The 16,551-nt window shown below is 49.7% G+C and carries 13 protein-coding genes, 1 pseudogene and 1 riboswitch; of the genes and pseudogenes, 11 read left to right on the top strand and 3 right to left on the bottom strand.

Annotation, left to right across the window (positions count from 1 at the left end):
- Positions 1-83: 83 nt before the first annotated feature.
- Entirely contained in the window at positions 84-2,282 is a 2,199-nt protein-coding gene (gene recQ / locus AC15IQ_RS05780) for a DNA helicase RecQ (RefSeq protein WP_483177789.1), read from the bottom strand.
- A gap of 162 nt (positions 2,283-2,444) precedes the next feature.
- Here recQ and AC15IQ_RS05775 point away from each other — a divergent pair.
- Positions 2,445-3,271: pseudogene (locus AC15IQ_RS05775) on the top strand (transposase); the annotation flags it as partial.
- Positions 3,272-3,412: 141 nt separating this feature from the next.
- Here the strand turns inward: AC15IQ_RS05775 and AC15IQ_RS05770 are convergent.
- Positions 3,413-3,754 carry a nitroreductase family protein gene (locus tag AC15IQ_RS05770; RefSeq protein ID WP_483178635.1) on the bottom strand — a complete coding sequence of 114 codons (342 nt, stop codon included), beginning with the start codon at positions 3,752-3,754 and terminating at the stop codon, positions 3,413-3,415.
- Here AC15IQ_RS05770 and AC15IQ_RS05765 point away from each other — a divergent pair.
- The 9 genes from AC15IQ_RS05765 (at position 3,712) to AC15IQ_RS05725 (ending at position 11,141) form a co-directional block, all read left to right on the top strand.
- The gene (locus tag AC15IQ_RS05765) at positions 3,712-4,272 is read left to right on the top strand and encodes a helix-turn-helix domain-containing protein (RefSeq protein WP_483178606.1); all 561 of its coding nucleotides are present in this window, start codon (positions 3,712-3,714) and stop codon (positions 4,270-4,272) included. The two genes, AC15IQ_RS05770 and AC15IQ_RS05765, sit on opposite strands and share 43 nt — an antisense overlap.
- A 550-nt stretch (positions 4,273-4,822) precedes the next feature.
- The gene (locus AC15IQ_RS05760) at positions 4,823-5,974 is read left to right on the top strand and encodes an acyl-CoA dehydrogenase family protein (protein ID WP_483177787.1); all 1,152 of its coding nucleotides are present in this window, start codon (positions 4,823-4,825) and stop codon (positions 5,972-5,974) included.
- A 141-nt stretch (positions 5,975-6,115) separates the two neighbouring features.
- Positions 6,116-6,553: a MarR family winged helix-turn-helix transcriptional regulator gene (locus AC15IQ_RS05755; RefSeq protein WP_483177786.1), complete on the top strand. Its 438-nt coding sequence runs from the start codon at positions 6,116-6,118 to the stop codon at positions 6,551-6,553.
- A 26-nt stretch (positions 6,554-6,579) separates the two neighbouring features.
- On the top strand, positions 6,580-7,056 hold the full coding sequence (locus AC15IQ_RS05750) for a S8 family serine peptidase (protein WP_483178605.1): 477 nt from the start codon (positions 6,580-6,582) through the stop codon (positions 7,054-7,056).
- On the top strand, positions 7,044-7,667 hold the full coding sequence (locus AC15IQ_RS05745; protein ID WP_483178604.1) for a S8 family serine peptidase: 624 nt from the start codon (positions 7,044-7,046) through the stop codon (positions 7,665-7,667). Before AC15IQ_RS05750 ends, AC15IQ_RS05745 begins: the two co-directional genes overlap by 13 nt.
- 230 nt (positions 7,668-7,897) lie before the next feature.
- Entirely contained in the window at positions 7,898-8,446 is a 549-nt protein-coding gene (locus AC15IQ_RS05740; RefSeq protein ID WP_483177784.1) for a hypothetical protein, read from the top strand.
- A gap of 436 nt (positions 8,447-8,882) precedes the next feature.
- Positions 8,883-9,092, top strand: a complete 210-nt coding sequence (locus tag AC15IQ_RS05735; RefSeq protein ID WP_483177783.1) for a hypothetical protein — start codon at positions 8,883-8,885, stop codon at positions 9,090-9,092.
- 73 nt (positions 9,093-9,165) lie between these two features.
- On the top strand, positions 9,166-10,170 hold the full coding sequence (locus AC15IQ_RS05730) for a PstS family phosphate ABC transporter substrate-binding protein (protein WP_483177781.1): 1,005 nt from the start codon (positions 9,166-9,168) through the stop codon (positions 10,168-10,170).
- 227 nt (positions 10,171-10,397) lie between these two features.
- Complete coding sequence (locus tag AC15IQ_RS05725) at positions 10,398-11,141, top strand: histone deacetylase family protein (RefSeq protein WP_483177779.1); 744 nt, start codon at positions 10,398-10,400, stop codon at positions 11,139-11,141.
- 89 nt (positions 11,142-11,230) lie between these two features.
- Here the strand turns inward: AC15IQ_RS05725 and AC15IQ_RS05720 are convergent, their stop codons facing one another.
- Positions 11,231-12,055 carry a sugar phosphate isomerase/epimerase family protein gene (locus AC15IQ_RS05720; RefSeq protein ID WP_483177778.1) on the bottom strand — a complete coding sequence of 275 codons (825 nt, stop codon included), beginning with the start codon at positions 12,053-12,055 and terminating at the stop codon, positions 11,231-11,233.
- Between the two features lie 204 nt (positions 12,056-12,259).
- Positions 12,260-12,442: riboswitch (cobalamin riboswitch) on the top strand.
- A 167-nt stretch (positions 12,443-12,609) separates the two neighbouring features.
- Here AC15IQ_RS05720 and AC15IQ_RS05715 point away from each other — a divergent pair.
- Entirely contained in the window at positions 12,610-16,299 is a 3,690-nt protein-coding gene (locus AC15IQ_RS05715) for a DUF4430 domain-containing protein (protein WP_483177776.1), read from the top strand.
- Positions 16,300-16,551: the final 252 nt, after the last annotated feature.

The following is a 16,551-nucleotide window of genomic DNA, read 5'->3' as shown; positions in this document are numbered from 1 at the left end:
ATTTAGCTCGGAATGTTGCGACCGTCCCCCACTTTGAGAGCACAGTTCATGAATTCAAGGACTATTCGCACAGCCTGACGTCCCTATGTGTCACTACCAGTCACTCTGCTTCCCTTCAGGCCATTTTTAAATAAAGTGATCTTAATCATGAAGTAGTCGATTTCATCAGGGAGAATTTCTTTGATAGGTTTTAATTTCTCAAATCCAACTTGCCTGGCGGCCTGCAGCACCTGCTCCTCTTGTTGTTCGGTGATGAATTGACTCCAGTCCACCGCATAGCCTTCCCCAGCAGCCTGGATCAGGTGCCCTTGTATAGTTATGATGCCCCGCTGGCGTTGGCGGGCTATTTCCGCAACACTTTGGCCTGTATGGAACAATTGCCAGCTCAAAATATGAGTAGGCGTTTTCTCCTCCCGGGTTGGAGGGGCTTGCTCCAGTTTTTGTTTTGAAGCCGGACCCTTTTGACGGGGCCTTTTTTCCGTGGACTCGCCTTGAAATTCTGACGAAATAGTTTTTTCGCCTGCATATTGGCCGATCAACTCTAGGAAAGACCGGCCGTATTTATCATATTTGACCTCGCCTACACCGGTAATACTCAGCATGGCTTCCCGTTCTAAAGGCAGGCGATCAGCCATTTCCCTCAGAGTCTTGTCCGAAAAGACGACGTAAGGAGGCACTTGCTGCTGCTGAGCGATAGTTTGGCGCAAGGATCGCAAGGCTTGCAAGATCTGATCGCGAGGTAATGCGGCTTGCGGCTTGGGAAGCATGCGAATGAGTACCGGCTCCTGGCCGCGCAGAACAGGGAAGGCTTTCGGGCTGAGTCTAACCACTGGGTATTGTCCTGTGCTGATATGGAGATATTCTTCGGCTGCCAGTAGATGGATGAATTCAACTGTTTGCGCGGCGGTCCACTCCTTTAAAATGCCATAAGTGGACAGCCCATCGAAACCCAACTCCATGATGCGCTTTTGCCTGGAGCCATTCAGTACCGCTGCCACCAATGAACTGCCGTATTGCTGTCTCATTCGGTAGATGCAGGAAAATACCTTTTGGGATTCAATGGTAACGTCCTGAATTTCAAAATCATTGCAATTGGAGCAGTTGCTGCAATTCTCGGCAGCAGGGTTTTCCCCGAAATATTTGAGAATATAGGCGCGCAGGCAACCCGAGGTATGGCAATAGTCGATCATATCCTGGAGTTTGGCATATTCCACCTGTTTTCTCTGTTCAGACAGAATACTCTGTTCGATCAAATACTTTTGCATCTGTATGTCGGCGGGCTGATAGAGCAGGATGCAATCCGCCTTCTCTCCATCCCTGCCGGCCCTCCCCGCCTCCTGATAGTAGGCTTCCAGATGACGGGGCATATTGTGATGGATCACAAAAGCGGCATTGGATTTATCGATGCCCAGACCGAAGGCGTTGGTAGCCACTATGGCCTGGATACGGTCATAAATAAAATCCTCCTGGGCGGTGCTTCTATCTTGATTATTCATGCCGGCATGGTATTTTGCCGCCTTAACCCCCTGGGCTATCAAATTGTCATGGAGGCGGTCCACTTCTTTTCGGGTTGCTGCATAGATAATCCCGGACTGTTCCGGATGGTCTTTTAAGTAATGTGTTATAAACTGGCCGCGATCACCGCTCTTAATTACTGCAAAGCGCAGATTGGGGCGGTCAAAACTATTTACAAAGACCTGTGGCTGCTGTAAACCCAGGCTATGAACAATGTCTTCCCTAACCCGTTCTGTGGCGGTGGCCGTAAATGCCGCTATAATAGGCCGCCTCGCCTGAGATGCCACCCAGGAGCCGATACCCAGATAGCTGGGGCGAAAATCATGCCCCCATTGAGAAAGGCAGTGGGCCTCATCAACTGCCACTAGTGATATGGGCAATTCCCGCAACAGATCGTTAAATTGCTCCGATTGCAGTCTTTCAGGGGCTACATAGAGCAGTTTATATTCTCCCTGGGAAGCCTGCCATAAGCGCGTCCGCACTTCCTTGCCGGAGAGGGAACTGTTGACCAGAGATGCTGCGATGCCCTGGATATTGAGAGCATCTACCTGATCTTTCATCAAGGCAATGAGCGGTGAAATCACCAAGGTGATGCCAGGCAGCACTAAGGCGGGCAGTTGATAACAAAGTGATTTCCCGCCACCGGTGGGCAATACCGATAAAGTATCCCGCTGTTGCCGGATGCTTGCAATGATCTCCGCCTGTCCCGGTTTAAAACTCGCGAAGCCAAAATATTTCTTCATGATAACGCCAATCTCCGCTGTCATTACAATCCTCCTGAAAATGATTCCTCTTATAAATTGAGACTTTTGCATAATACCTAAGGCTAAAATACCGGGGTTTTAGTCGCACAGAAAAAGGACTTCACCCCCCATTTTGTCGAATTAATAAGTGACTAAACAAATAACCCGTGAGAGGAGAAGTCACTTATGAATATTCGACAGAACTGCATTTTCTCCTTTGAAGACGCATTGAAAATGCAGCCAAAATCAAGGCTTGAGAAAATAATTGACACCCTTGATTTACAACCAGTTCTTGCTAAATTGAATAAACCCGGTGAGAAAAAAGCCGGACCCAAACCGTATCCAGCTCATGCAATGTTAAATGCCGTGATAGCGATGAGGCTAGAGAATATGGGTACTTTTACCCAACTGGTTGAACGTCTTAGCTATGATCCATATTAAGGTATGTTTGTGGCTTTGAACCCTTTGGCACTGCGCCAAGTAATTCTTGTTTCAGTCGTTTTTATGCAAAACTTGCTAAGAGCGGTTGCTTACAAACACTGTTTTCTGCTCTGGTTAAACAAGCAGAGGAAACGGACCTGCTGGATCTTTCTTCAGTAGCAATTGATGCTACCAAGGTAGAAGCCTATGAGAAGTCCGTTCCCCGCAAGAATATTATCCAGGATGGTAAAGCCGCTGATTGGGGTATTAAGAGTGATACCAACGGCAATCCCATCAAGTGGTTCGGCTACAAGCTTCACATTGGCACCGATTTAAAGTCCGGGCTTCCCATAGCAATGAAGGTAACACCGGCTAACTGTTCTGATTCCAGTGTGGCTTTGGAACTGGTGAAGCAGTGTTGTTCAAATACCAAATCCAAAATAGAATATTTCTTGATGGACGCTGGCTATGACCATCGTGAAATCTACTCTCTGATTAGAGATAAATACCAAGCCCAAGCGATCATTGCCATGAACAAGCGGGGTGCTAAACAGCCTCCAGCCGGTTTTGATTGGGATGGAACTCCCATTTGTCACCCCCCCATCTGTCATATACTCAGTAATAAGTGACATTGGCTAAAGCGCGCTTAATACCTCGCCTGTATTTTACCGCCGGGTAGCCCATTATTAACATTATCCCCTGCTGATTTCTGGCTGGTATACCGTATTTTTTCTTCAGCTCCTTGCTATATCGAAACCATAGGCTACTGTTCCTATCATACAACTGCCCAAGCCCAGGGTTTCAGCGGTAATCATGGCATAAGTGGCGGCGATTACAGGATCAAGTGGATCAGCATAAGGCGAAACGTGAAAATACAAAGCCAGGGGAGCAGCGTATAAAAGATAGTCGATTCCCTTCTTTTTTTCTTCTACAAAGAAATCAATGGCCGGAGCCAGGAAAGTCCGGGAAGACTCAACATACTCTTTTCCCAGCACAGGACGCATTACTAACAGGGCGGCAGGAGAAAACATCCATTTGGGCAGCGGGCTATTCCCCGTGGTATACTTCGCGAACATTCAAGGAGTACATTGGCAAAACGCCCCTGGAATACATGCGCTGGCTGCGCTTATCCCGAGCCGCCATTGAACTCTGGGATGATAGCAAACGTGTCATAGACGTGGCTCTTGATTTCGCCTTCAATTCACATGAGGTTTTCACCCGGGCCTTTTCGGATAGATTCGGCATGACCCCGCAGGATTACCGTAAGAACACCCCCATGATACCGCTTTTTATGCCCACCAGCATCCGTGATTATCACCTCATTAAGATGAAGGGAGCTGTTAATATGCCAGACAAGACCGATACTAAAGTCATCTTTGTGCAGGGGGTGGATAGACCGCCCAGAAGGCTTATTTTAAAAAGGGGAGTAAAGGCCGATAACTATTTCGATTACTGCAACGAGGTGGGTTGTGATATCTGGGGCGAATTGTGCAGCATCAAGCAAGCTCTTTATGAGCCTATCGGGATGTGGCTGCCGGAAAATCTGCGCCAGCCCGGAACAAACGGGGGACTAATATGTTGTTTTCTGCTGTAGCGCTCACAGATCACGTATGAGCCTTGAACTGGGATAATGATTGGGATTACTTACATGTAAACTTTATTTATGGCTTACATTCCCCTCGCCACGCTTTATTTTAATATCATTCCCGCTATATCGCCTTCGGTAATAACCATGTCTTAAGCCGCTCCAAAAGCACCGGAGGTGCTTTTAGACCCTGCCGAAGAAGTGGAAGAACGGGCCATGATCAGTATATTGTCATCCGGGCATAATAACCCATAAGCTGACAAATAAACTGATTGACAGGCTCAAACTGATAATGCTAATTTGGTTGCATATAAGCAAATAACATGTAAGTAATCAATGCATAAATAAATCCAGCAAAGCTCGGTCAGCGCCACCTACCTGGAGAATAGCTATTATTAGAAATTCGGCAACCAAATAAACGAGATGAGGGGGAACGAAGCCAAAGCCTCAGGATAACCATGTATGCTGCAGCCATATGAAACGTGAGCTACAGCAATGGAATTAACTATATCAAAACAACCGGAAATAATAAGCCAGGTTTGAGAGGAGCGGATGAAAAGTGGATTTTACCTTTAGCACAGAAGAGTTATTGATTCAACAGATGGCCCGGGAGTTTGCCGAGCAGTACCTGCGTCCGGCGACCAGGAGGATTGAAAAGGAAAACCGCGTACCCGACGAGATCCTGGCCGGTCTGGCCGGACTGGCCGGACTGGATCTGTTCGGGATGAACATTCCTGAACAATACGGCGGTGCCGGGGCGGGGTATTTGAGCTATGTCCTGGCCATGGAACAAATAGCGCGTGTGCATTGCGGCCCGGGGCTGATCCTGTCGGCTCATAACCTCGGTTTGGGAGCCATAGCCAACTTCGGCACTGATGAGCAGAAAGCACGCTTTCTGCCCAAAGCGGCCAGCGGGGAGCATATCGCCTCCTTTGCCTTTACCGAGCCCGGAACCGGCTCCGATCCCAAGCAGCTGACCACAACTGCAGTAAGACGGGGCGATGAATTCATCTTGAATGGCGCCAAACGATTCATATCCAATGCAGGATACCAGGGGCCTCTGACTGTCTTCGCCATTGAGGCTGAAAGCGGGGTTCCTACCGCATTTATCATTGACAAGTTCTGTCCCGGCTACTCCATCTCCCAGCCGTGGGAAAAGTTGGGCTGGCACGGCGGGGATGTGGTGGACTTTAACCTCAAGGATGTGGTTGTGCCGCTGGACAATGTGCTGGGGAAAATCGGCGATGGCTATCCGATTCTGCAATTTGGCATCGCCTACGGTAAGATCGGGATGAACTCGCTGGCGCTGGGAAGCACCCTGGCCGCCTTGGAACTGGCGGTGCGGTATGCCAACGAAAGAACTCACCGCGAACAGCCCATTGCCAAGTTCCAGGCCATTCAGCTGAAAGTGGCGGAAATAGCCGGACTATATGAATCGTCACGCTGGCTCTGCTACCGGCTGGGGTTCCTGGCCAATGATCCTAAGAGTTACCGGGATTTTGCCCGGGAAGCAGCCCTAGCCAAAGCAGTGGTAGCCCGCAATGCCCAGGAAGCAGCCCGGATTTCCCTGGATGTGCATGGTTCCTATGGCCTCATGCAGGATGCCGAGATTGCCAGGGTGTACCGGGATGCTGCTATGGGCCCCCAGATTGAAGGAGTCTTGCATATGCAGCAGATCATCCTGGCCGGGGATATCCTAAGGAAGCGCTGATTCCCACAGTTTGAAGTAACCAGGCTAATTAAGGAGGATGGGATGAGAAGGCTGGCACGGTTTTTGATGATCGAGATTTAATTTATATATATGAAGTTAAGTAATACAGATTTATTTGGGCTGAGGGGTTGAATCAAAATAATGCAATTTACTGATTTTTGGTGTTTTCGACTGAATGCCATTTCCCGCAAAGTAAGCCGGCTATGGACAGCCCGCTGTTCAGAATATGGGATCACCGCGCCGCAAAGTTTCGTGATTCTGGACGTCAACAACTATGAGGGTTCCAGCGTCAAAGATATTGCTGCCCGTATAGAATTGGACAGCTCCGCACTCACCGGACTGATTGACCGGCTGGAAAAAGAAAACCTGGTACAAAGGAAAGATGACCCTGATGACCGCCGCGGCACCAAGATATATCTGACCGAAAAAGGGCGTGATTTGGCGATTAACCAGCTGGTGCCGGAGGCCGAGTCTTTCAATCAATTTATTCGCGGCATGATCGCTCCTGAGATCGCTGGTATATTGCAGCACTCCATGGATCTTTTCGACAAGGAGATCAACAAGGCTGTTTCATCATAGATGTGGGCCTTAAATAAGCTTTCAGCATCGCGTACGATTTTGTCAATCAGGATACCCATCCTAATGATGACAACAGCCATGGAAGCCATCTGGCCGGCACTATCGCCCAGAGCACCAATAATAGCATAGGAGTGGCTGGAATTGCTTTTGGCGCTACCCTGATGCCCATCAAGGTGCTGGACAGCGACGGGTCAGGTTCTTATGCCGATATTGCCAGCGGCATTCGCTGGGCTGCCGATAAGGGCGCCCAGGTCATCAATCTCAGTCTGGGGGGATCTCAGCCTTCCTCGGTGCTGAAAGACGCCCTGGCCTATGCATATGGCAAAGGAGTCACTATAGTCGCTGCCGCGGGCAACGATGGTTCGCGCAAGCTCTGCTATCCCGCCGCCTATAATGACTATGTCATCGCGGTGGGGGCCACCTGTTCAGACAAGACCGTGGCTGATTACTCCAACTATGGAAAAGGACTCGACCTGGTGGCTCCTGGCGGATACCTGCTCTAGATGAGAATGGCGCCTTTGTTGGCGACGGAATACTGCAGCAGACCTTTAATCCGCAAACCCGGGATTTCAGTGATTTCGGTTATTGGCCTTATCTTGGAACCTCCATGTCCTCTTCCCACGTAGCCGGGGTTGCCGCTCTGGTAATCGCTGGGGGCAGTGCCACCACCCCCTCCCAGGTGCGCAACGCCTTGCAGGAGACCGCCCTGGATCTGGGTGAGTGTGGTTGGGATGAAACTTACGGTTGGGGTTTGGTGGATGCTTTTTCGGCCTTAAATTGGCCGTTGGCCACGACCAAAACCGTAAATATCAGTATTGACCTGACACCGCGATTCAAGACGGCTGGTAAAAACGTTTTCACCCGTGTCGAGGCTAGGGTTAGTGTAGGCGAACCCGGGGCGCTGATTGCTGATGCCACTATTTTAGGACGTTGGAGCAGCCCCGCTGCCGATGCTGACAAGGGTAGTACCGGCCTGGACGGAGTTGCTACCCTGACTTCCGACCAGACCAAGTCTGCTATGGGAACATACACCTTCATGGTCGAAAGTGTTATTATAAACGGTTTAGTATATCAACCCATTGGTGAAACCAGCGATTCTATTAGCATTATGTAGCTTAATGAACTCTAACCGATTTGCAACTAAAATATAGTATTATCGAAGTAAAACCAACTGGCGATCATGTCCGCCAGTTCGCTTTTGAGCAGGTTTTGGTGACAGATGGGGACGTTCCTTTTTTGTCACCTTTGTCACCAAAGGTGACAAAAAAGGAACGTCCCCATCTGTCACCAATTTAGGAAGTTAACCCTGACTTTTCCTACATTTAACAGGAAAACTGAATAATCGTGGCGAATATGGTGAATTACCGGATTTTTTTAAAAATAAAACGAGACATAAAGGAGCTGAGTAGTAGTATGAGTACTGTCATAGCAATTGCGGGAGCCGCCACCTTTTTTATTTTGTTGGTGATTGCAGTAGTTTTCTATGTTTTGAAATCGGTTGCATTGCAGACCCTGGCTGCAAATCGGGGGATTGAGAACCCCTGGCTGGGCTGGATTCCAATCGCCGACCTGTACATTATGGGTTTATTAGTGAAAGAAATGGATGCTTTTGGTTATCATCTGGATAATCTTGGTCTGTGGTGTCCGGTAATATTTGTAGGCGGCGGGATTCTGGTAGGTATTCCAGTATTAGGGGTTCTTATAAGTGTTGCGCTTCTGGTCTTCGCAGCATTGTTTGCTTACAAACTTTTTGAAATCTATACATCTCAGGCTGTGCTCTATACCGTGCTATCGATTCTATTGTGCCTTTTCCCTGTTTTCCTATTTATTATTCGCAATAATAATCCGATAGGTTCAACCCCACAAGAATTACAGCCGCCAACAGCTTATTAAAAACAAAATGCCTGAAAGACTGCGTTGTGCATGCCGGGAACGCCAAAGAAGAACGCCCACCCTATGTTTTAAAGGATGGGCGTTTTTAAATAGTTTAATCCAACACAAATCCAACACAGCAACACAGGGACGTCTTTTCGTTGGCTTTCTAGACATTAATATAATATCAACACTAATCCAAGTGGCTCGGCCTTATCTCAAAGGCCAACAATAAGAACGCCCTCTGTTGGCCTCCGGGGAAGGAAGCAGACACGTTCTTTCTGCTTCTTTTGCAAAAACTAGCATCCTGCGGAGGTTCTTCGTTTTCTTGCTCCCGCCTGACATAGTTGCAAATTCTGAACCCAGTGCAGCATGATACAATATGATTAGTAAAATCAATACCTACATCAGCACAAACGGCGTGATTTAAAGAGCATTAACCAAAAGAGGCATGAACATGTTGAATCTGGTTGGCCGAGTACTGGGAGCAGCACGACAATACACTGCTATAGATTATGGTTTTTTCAAAATGCTGATGATTTCTTCCGGGATACTCCTGGGGGTATATTTGACCCTGCCTTTGCTTAAAATCATTTGGGTAATATGGCTGATTTTTATGGTATCGGCATTGTGGATGACTTATAAAATCATAAAATATACAAAGTGATCGAGCTTACCATGCAGAGCATCAAATGCTGTAGTTAGCCAAGAAAATGTAAACAGGAAAGGGAAGGATACCTTTGAGGAAAATCGTTGTTCTGGTGTTGGCTATTGCCATGATGTTGACCTTTGGTGCATGCGCTGACACTGACACCACTGCAGTAAAACAGCCGGCAGCGTTGCCTACCCCGCCCGCCTCCTCAGGCATGATTAGCGGCACCACTACTGCCAGTGCTGATGCCCTGGGGATCACGACGGAAAATTACCCACTAATTGACGGATCAACTTCGACACTTGCCATCGTACAGGCTGTATACCGGGCTATGTTTGGCGACGATGCCCACAACAGACCAGGGTATCCTGTGCAAGCATCCAAAACCGTACCCTCTTATGAGCTCTTAATTGATGGCAAGGTGGATATGATCATCGTACCATATGCCTCTGCTGAGGTACTGCAAAAGGCCGACAATGCGGGTGTTGAATTGGAATTCCACAAAGTTGCGGCTGAAGCACTAATATTTATCACCCCCGCTGAAAACACAACCGATTCCATAACATCGGAGCAGGTCAGAGAAATATATATTAACAATGGGATCACCAACTGGAGTGAACTCGGAGGACCGAACAGAAAACTGATTCCTATTTGCCGCAATTCTGACAGCGGCAGCCAGTCTCAGATGGACAATTTAATATTGAAAAATGAGAAAATGCATCCGGCCATTCAACGCAATCATGTTGAGCTGACTATGGAGGGCATGCTGGAGCAGGTAGCCTTCTATCATAACGGCGGCCTGTCAGGAAAGCCGACCAACAGCTATGCACTGGGCTATACCCTCTATACTTACCTGCAGCAGATGAATGAAATGACTGGCATCGGCGAGCATTTGAAGATTCTCTCCTTTGAGGGCGTTCCGCCCAGCCCGGAAAACATTGCTGACGGCAGATATCCGCTGGCTGATGGCTATTATGCGGTTATTCGCGCTGACCTTGCACCGGATCACAAATCCCGGACCGTCATCACCTGGCTGCAGGGGGTGGATGGGGCCAAACTTATTAAAAACCTGGGCCTGATTCCCTGTCCATAATGAGATATTTAGAGAGTTGCAAGTGGCGCCTATAAAGTGACCACAATACTACTATTTAGCAGTTAAGGCCAGAGCCCCATTTCAGGTCTAAAAAGTGAGAGAGGTACGGGAAATGCTGCCGCACCCAACAAGAGTGCCGGTATGAGGGTATCCATGAGGGCAGAGGCAGCCAGCTGAGTTCGATGCAAATACTGTTAGGGTATTGCTGAAAAGGAGGATGAGTCGCAATGAAGGTCGTTTATCATGAGGATTATAACCAGGTGTACGCGTCCGATCCCGCCGCCAAGCGGGGCAGGATGGAGGCGGTAGTCGAAGCCTTGCAGGGGAAGGTCACCTGGGTCACACCGCAACCGGCCACAGAACTGGATATCCTTCAGATCCACACCCGGGAACATGTGGCCGCGGTAGAGCGCAAAGGTATCTATGACATCGCCGCCCTGGCTGCCGGCGGGGCCATAATGGCCGCTCAGATTGGGTTGACTGAGCCTTGTTTCGCCCTGATCCGCCCCCCCGGTCATCATGCCTCGGCTCACAGCTCCTGGGGATTTTGCTATTTCAATAATATGGCCATCGCTATAGAGAAACTGGTAGGCCAGGGCCAGATAAAAAAGGCTTTCATCCTCGACTTCGACCTGCATGAAGGCGACGGCAACATCAATACCCTGGGCAGCCGGCCCTACATAACCATCCTCAACCCCTCCCGGCAGAGCCGCAGCGGCTACCTGGAACAGGTGGAGAAGGCTCTCAATGCAACCGATGCCGACATGATCGCCGCTTCGGCCGGGTTCGATAATGCCGAAAAAGACTGGGGTGGGCTTTTAAAGACTGAGGATTACACCACCATGGGGCGGATGATGCGGCAAGCGGCCCGACGCAACCTGGGCGGTTGTTTCGGTATTCTAGAGGGCGGCTACAACCACTCCGTCCTGGGCCAAAATGTCTTGGCCTTCATCGAAGGGCTGAGCAACTAAGCCAACAAGGGCAACAGAGAGATGTTCTCTTGTTGGCCTCATTTTTCATTTATTAATCGCCCTGTTATAATAATGGAAAAACAGGAGAATCAAGAACGTCCCTCTGTTGGCCCCTTGCTGAACAGGAGTTCCAGTTTTTCATAGGCTTCATCAAGATATTGTTGTGGTGTCATAGCTGTCTGCTGGCTCTTACTAGCAATTACTTCCAGACTGATTATGCCCCGGTAATTATCGGGCGGCAAGAGCCGGCGAATCACCTGCCAATCTATGCTTCCCTGGCCTGGTAGCCAGTGGCGATCCAGTTTACCGTCATTATCTGATAAATGGGTACATAATAGCCGGTGGCCCCATTTATCAAGGATTCTGGCTTTTTTCGCGCTGTACAGCCAATCATGGGAGCTGTCATAGCAAAAGCCCACATGATCCGAGTCAATATGGGTCAAAACATAGTCGATCAAGCCTACATCACCGGTGTTTTCGATGGCAATCAAAACCCCGGCTTCCCGGGCGGCAGCCACAATTCGCTCTATACTCTCCAAGCCATACTGGTTGGGCAGTGGGGGATAGAAGTGATCCATGATATGCATGACCATGGTGGGGATGCTGTATTGAGCGAGTTCATCTATCCATATCAGGTATTGATTGATGATATTATTGCGACAGGATTTGTTTTCTGACCAGATATCATCAATGTGATCATAGGGAACATGCACATTGTCCAGATTTAAGCCGCAATCCCTGACCATGCACACCATTCTAAACCTATCAATTTGGGGAGTGCCCATCTCGTCTTCCCACCACAGTGAGGTGGATGCAAATCCAGCCTGTCGAATCAACTCCAACCTCTTTTGCAGTGGCATGACCCATCCAAACCACGAAAATATTCCAAAGGGCAGATTGTGACAAAGTTCCATAACTTCAGACTCCTCTCCACAAATTTACTGAAACAACCAGTTTTTTTAATTTCGGATTTAAAGCTTGCTTCTGGATTCAATTGTAACTTTAATTGTCAAGAGGCCATTGAAATGATTGAATAACAGATTTGGATTACAAAGACAAATATTGACAATAATACTTGCTATTTCGAATCGCTTGTTATATACTCTATATCACGAACTGAATATTTGTGTGCACTGGGTGCCTCTGTATGAGGATAATAGGGAATCAGGTGAAAATCCTGAACGGTCGCGCCACTGTAAGCAGGTATGCTTCCCCATATACCACTGGGTCAGATCAGATCTGGGAAGGGGGGAAGATGCAAAACTGCAAGTCAGGAGACCTGCCCAATGTACTGCATAATCAACCTTCGCAAGGAAAGGGGGATAGGTGCGTACGGGTTATGTTGCCTCAACTTTTCATAGGAGAAGTTGAGGCTTTTTATATTTATAGACTTAGACAATTACAGGCAAGTGATCTCACTAATAAATAGGTCATGCGCTGAATTCCAAGGGAAGAGGAGACGAGCAAAATGCGAAGACAAATAGTGGTTTTATTTACTATAGTTGCAGTGCTGCTGTGTACCATGGCAGTGCTACCTGCCGCTGGGAGTGACAATATAAGCGTTGCTATCAGGGTGGAAGGCAGCAGTCAGAATCTGTTTGATGGCGAAGTCAACGTCGAGTCCAGCGGAGCGCCAGCGAGCGCCTTGGACGCTCTGGAACAGGCCCTGAACGAGGAGAATATCGCCTATGAAATTATCGAAGGCGGCTATGGCAAGTACATAAACTCGATAGATGGGGAGGAAGCCGGTCAATTCGGAGGCTTTGACGGCTGGCTGTTTTTAGTGAACGGGGCCATGGCCGAAGTGGGTGCAGCCGACTACGAGGTGCAGGACGGGGATGAACTGGTGTTTTACTACGGGATGTATCCACCTGACACCCTGATTCCGGAAGTGTCCATCAGTCAGGAAGAACCTCAGAGCGGCGAGGAGATTACTGTTACCGTAAGCTCCAGCTATTATGACTGGAACAGTTCACAGACGGTTGAAGTTCTGGTGGAAGGTGCCACAGTAAGCTGTGACGGTGTGGAATACACCACCAATGCACAGGGTGAAGCGGTTATAACAGGTCTTGAGGCTGGGAGCTACACCTTGCGGGTGAGCAAGGATGTGGCAGGCAGCTATCCGAGATTGCTAAGAACTGCGGGTATTCCGCTGACAGTATCATTGCCTGCAGGCAAGACCGTTGCCGTAAGGGTAGAGGGCAGCAGCCAGAATCTGTTTGATGGCGAAGTCAACGTCGTGTCCAGCGGAGCGCCGGCGAGCGCCTTGGACGCCCTGGAACAGGCCCTGAACGAGGGGAATATAGCCTATGAAATTACCGAAAGCGGCTATGGCAAGTATATAAACTCGATAGCCGGGGAGGAAGCCGGTCAATTCGGGGGTTTTGACGGCTGGCTGTTTTTGGTGAACGGGGCCATGGCTGAAGTGGGTGCAGCCGACTACGAGGTGCAGGACGGGGATGAGCTGGTATTTTACTACGGGATGTACCCGCCTGACACCTTGATTCCGGAAGTATCCATCAGCCCGAAAGAACCGCGGAGCGGCGAGGAGATAACCGTCACCGTAAGCTCCAGCTATTATGACTGGAATACCGCGCAGACGGTTGAAGTTCTGGTGGAAGGTGCCACAGTAAGCTGTGACGGTGTAGAATACACCACCAATGCACAAGGTGAAGCGGTTATGACAGGTCTTGAGGCTGGAAGCTACACCTTGCGGGTGAGCAAGGATGTGCCTGGCAGCTATCCAAGATTGCTGAGAACTGCGGGCATTCCGCTGACAGTTACTGCATCAGCGTCAGATACACCCACGGTGAGCTCCAGCATCGCTAAGGCGGTAGCATATTTGATCGACCAACAGGAAGATAGCGGCAAGCTAGGGCCAAAATCAGCCCTGGCCTTATATAAGGCTGGGGTTGATCTTACTACGATTACCCGCAACGGTAAAACCGACCTGGATTATTTACAGCAGCAATTGCTCGCTGATTATGATGCAAATATAAATACAACTGCTCAGCTGGCTCAGACCATTATGGAAATAAAAGCTGGCGGTGGTGACCCGGCTGATTTTGCTGGTCATAACCTGGTGGCCGATTTAATCGCATTGCAGGATGCCAATGGGCATTTCGGCGATAGCGGCGAAGAAGACTACGTACACACCCATTACTGGGCAATTACAGCACTTGATGAAGCTGGAGTCGAAATACCCAATGCTCTGGCAGCCCGGCAATGGCTGTTGAATTCAGCCAGCAGCAATGGAGGCTTTAGCTGGGTGGTCGGCGGTCCTACCTCACCTGATATGACCACTTTCGCTATAAGAGCCTTGTTGATCCTCGGGCAACCGAAAGACAGCGAACCCGTCACCAAGGCCCTATCCTACCTGGCAACGCAACGGAATGATGACGGTTCCTTCACGGATGGCATGAGTGCTACAGCCAATATCTGGTCTACCGCAGAAGTTGTCAAAGCACTAGTAGATTTGGATATCAATCCATGTGCCGGTGATTGGGGCGACAGCGAAAACAATCCCATTCTCTACTTGATCAGCCAGCAGGAGGATTCTGGCAAAATAGGCAATCTGGCCGGGACCGCCGATAGCTTGATAGCCTTGCTGATGTTTGATAAAAAATTTGATTTGGGCGGGGCTGGCGACTCCCCGACCGGCCCGGGAAGTGGCGGAAGTGGCGGCAGTCCAGGCAGTTCCGATACTATCAAGGTTAAGATAGCTGTGGTGGGAGCAGAAGGGGAACTGCTGTTTGCCCCTCAAGAAGTCACCATTGAAAAAGACGGACCGTTCGGCTTCAGCGCAATGGCGGCACTGGACGCCACCGGTTTGAGCTGGAGTTTTTCACCGGATGCAGAAGGCTTTGTAATTGAGATTGACGGCCAGCGCAATTCCGGGCAAAACGGCTGGTGCTACAGTGTTAATGGCATCTCCCCCTCGTGTACGGCAAAGGATCATAAGGTTTCAGAAGGAGACCGGATCATCTGGTGGTACAGTACTGATGCCCGGTTTGAAGGCCCTAGCTGGGATGAACTCACCAAATCTGAAACCCTAAACAAGCTGCCGGAAATGAACGCCTCGGATGAAGAGACGAAAACCGCCTTGCAGCAATACACTGCTCAAATCGATGCTACTCTATCGCTAAAACCGCTTAATGCCGAGAATAAAATGACCCCGGCGGAGGCTGAAGCCTTGCAAGGCTTGCTGGCCGCCAACCAGGTTGATCTTAAGGCCCTGGCCGGTGAAGAAGCAATGCATATTGGCGACCAGGAAATTGTGTTGATGGTTCCTGAGCAGGCCCTCAGCCAGCCGGTAGAGATTTCCATAAAAGAACTTCCCTCAGGTGAACAACCTTCACAATACGCGGTGAGACTAGGTTCCTCGGTATATGAGTTCGGCCCCTCCGGTACCGTCTTTGCGCACCCGGTTACCATAGGCATCAAGGTAGCCCTCACTGCGGATATTGATATAGATGCTCTGGTACCGGCCTGGTTCGATGAAGAAACCGGTCAATGGGTCCCCCTGCCGGCAGTGATCGATCTTGAAACCGGTCTGGTGGTTTTCCAGATCGATCACTTCACTGCCTTCGCGGTCGTACAAAAGCCCCCGCGACGGGGATTTGACGATATCCAAGACTATGCCTGGGCTAAGGATGCCATTGAGATTCTGGCCGGCCAGAATATTATTTCCGGAACCGGCTTGGGTTTCGAACCTGGCAGGAACATAACCCGGGCTGAGTTTGTACGCCTGGTGGTGACTGCGGCTGGATTACAGCCCGATGAAAATGGGCCCCGTTGCATGTTCACAGACGTGAGTGCGGTGGACTGGTTCGAACCCGCAGTCCGCTGCGCCTGCCAAAACAAGCTTCTAAGTGGCTATGCCGACGGTACTTTCAGGCCTGGTAAATCCATCAGCCGCTATGAAGCCGCAGTGATTCTGCTAAATCTAGGCGGTGAAAATTCGCTGTCCAATGAGGCAGCCTTGCTTTATGCGGACAGCGAGTTGGTTCCGGATTGGGCCAGGGAAGCAGTGGCCTACATGCACCACACCGGACTGATGACTGGATACCCGGATGGCAGCTTCGCAGGGAGCAGATCCCTGAGCCGGGCTGAGACTGCGGTCATCATTTACCGTTATCTGTGCTCTAACTTAAGCTAAGCAGGCTTGTCGCTAACCATATCCGCATGCATTATCAAGACTGCCGGCTGGGTTTGTGTACCAGCCGGCAGCGGGTAGTGCAAGGGGAGGTAAGTCCAGGAGGAGGATGGTCATGAAGAATTGCGCAGGAAAGCTGGTCTTGATATTGGTGTTGGTCCTGCTGGTATTGGCAGTCAGCGGGTGCCAGGCAGCACAGCAGTCCGCTGCCGTAGCTGAGCCGGCTACAGCCACTCCGGCTCCGAATGATGCGGT

This window comes from Syntrophomonas sp. DTU019, from assembly GCA_913757435.1.
Taxonomy (GTDB): domain Bacteria; phylum Bacillota; class Syntrophomonadia; order Syntrophomonadales; family Syntrophomonadaceae; genus DTU019.
The sequence above is the reverse complement of the archived record's forward strand: the minus strand, read 5'-3'. Positions and strand labels throughout refer to the sequence as shown.

What these genes read in the sequence shown, in the direction of transcription:
- recQ (WP_483177789.1), bottom strand. Translation starts at nt 2,282, where the DNA reads ATGACAGCGGAGATTGGCGTTATCATGAAGAAATATTTTGGCTTCGCG.
- AC15IQ_RS05770 (WP_483178635.1), bottom strand. Translation starts at nt 3,754, where the DNA reads ATGTTCGCGAAGTATACCACGGGGAATAGCCCGCTGCCCAAATGGATG.
- AC15IQ_RS05755 (WP_483177786.1), top strand. Translation starts at nt 6,116, where the DNA reads ATGCAATTTACTGATTTTTGGTGTTTTCGACTGAATGCCATTTCCCGC.
- AC15IQ_RS05735 (WP_483177783.1), top strand. Translation starts at nt 8,883, where the DNA reads ATGTTGAATCTGGTTGGCCGAGTACTGGGAGCAGCACGACAATACACT.
- AC15IQ_RS05725 (WP_483177779.1), top strand. Translation starts at nt 10,398, where the DNA reads ATGAAGGTCGTTTATCATGAGGATTATAACCAGGTGTACGCGTCCGAT.
- AC15IQ_RS05720 (WP_483177778.1), bottom strand. Translation starts at nt 12,055, where the DNA reads ATGGAACTTTGTCACAATCTGCCCTTTGGAATATTTTCGTGGTTTGGA.
- AC15IQ_RS05715 (WP_483177776.1), top strand. Translation starts at nt 12,610, where the DNA reads ATGCGAAGACAAATAGTGGTTTTATTTACTATAGTTGCAGTGCTGCTG.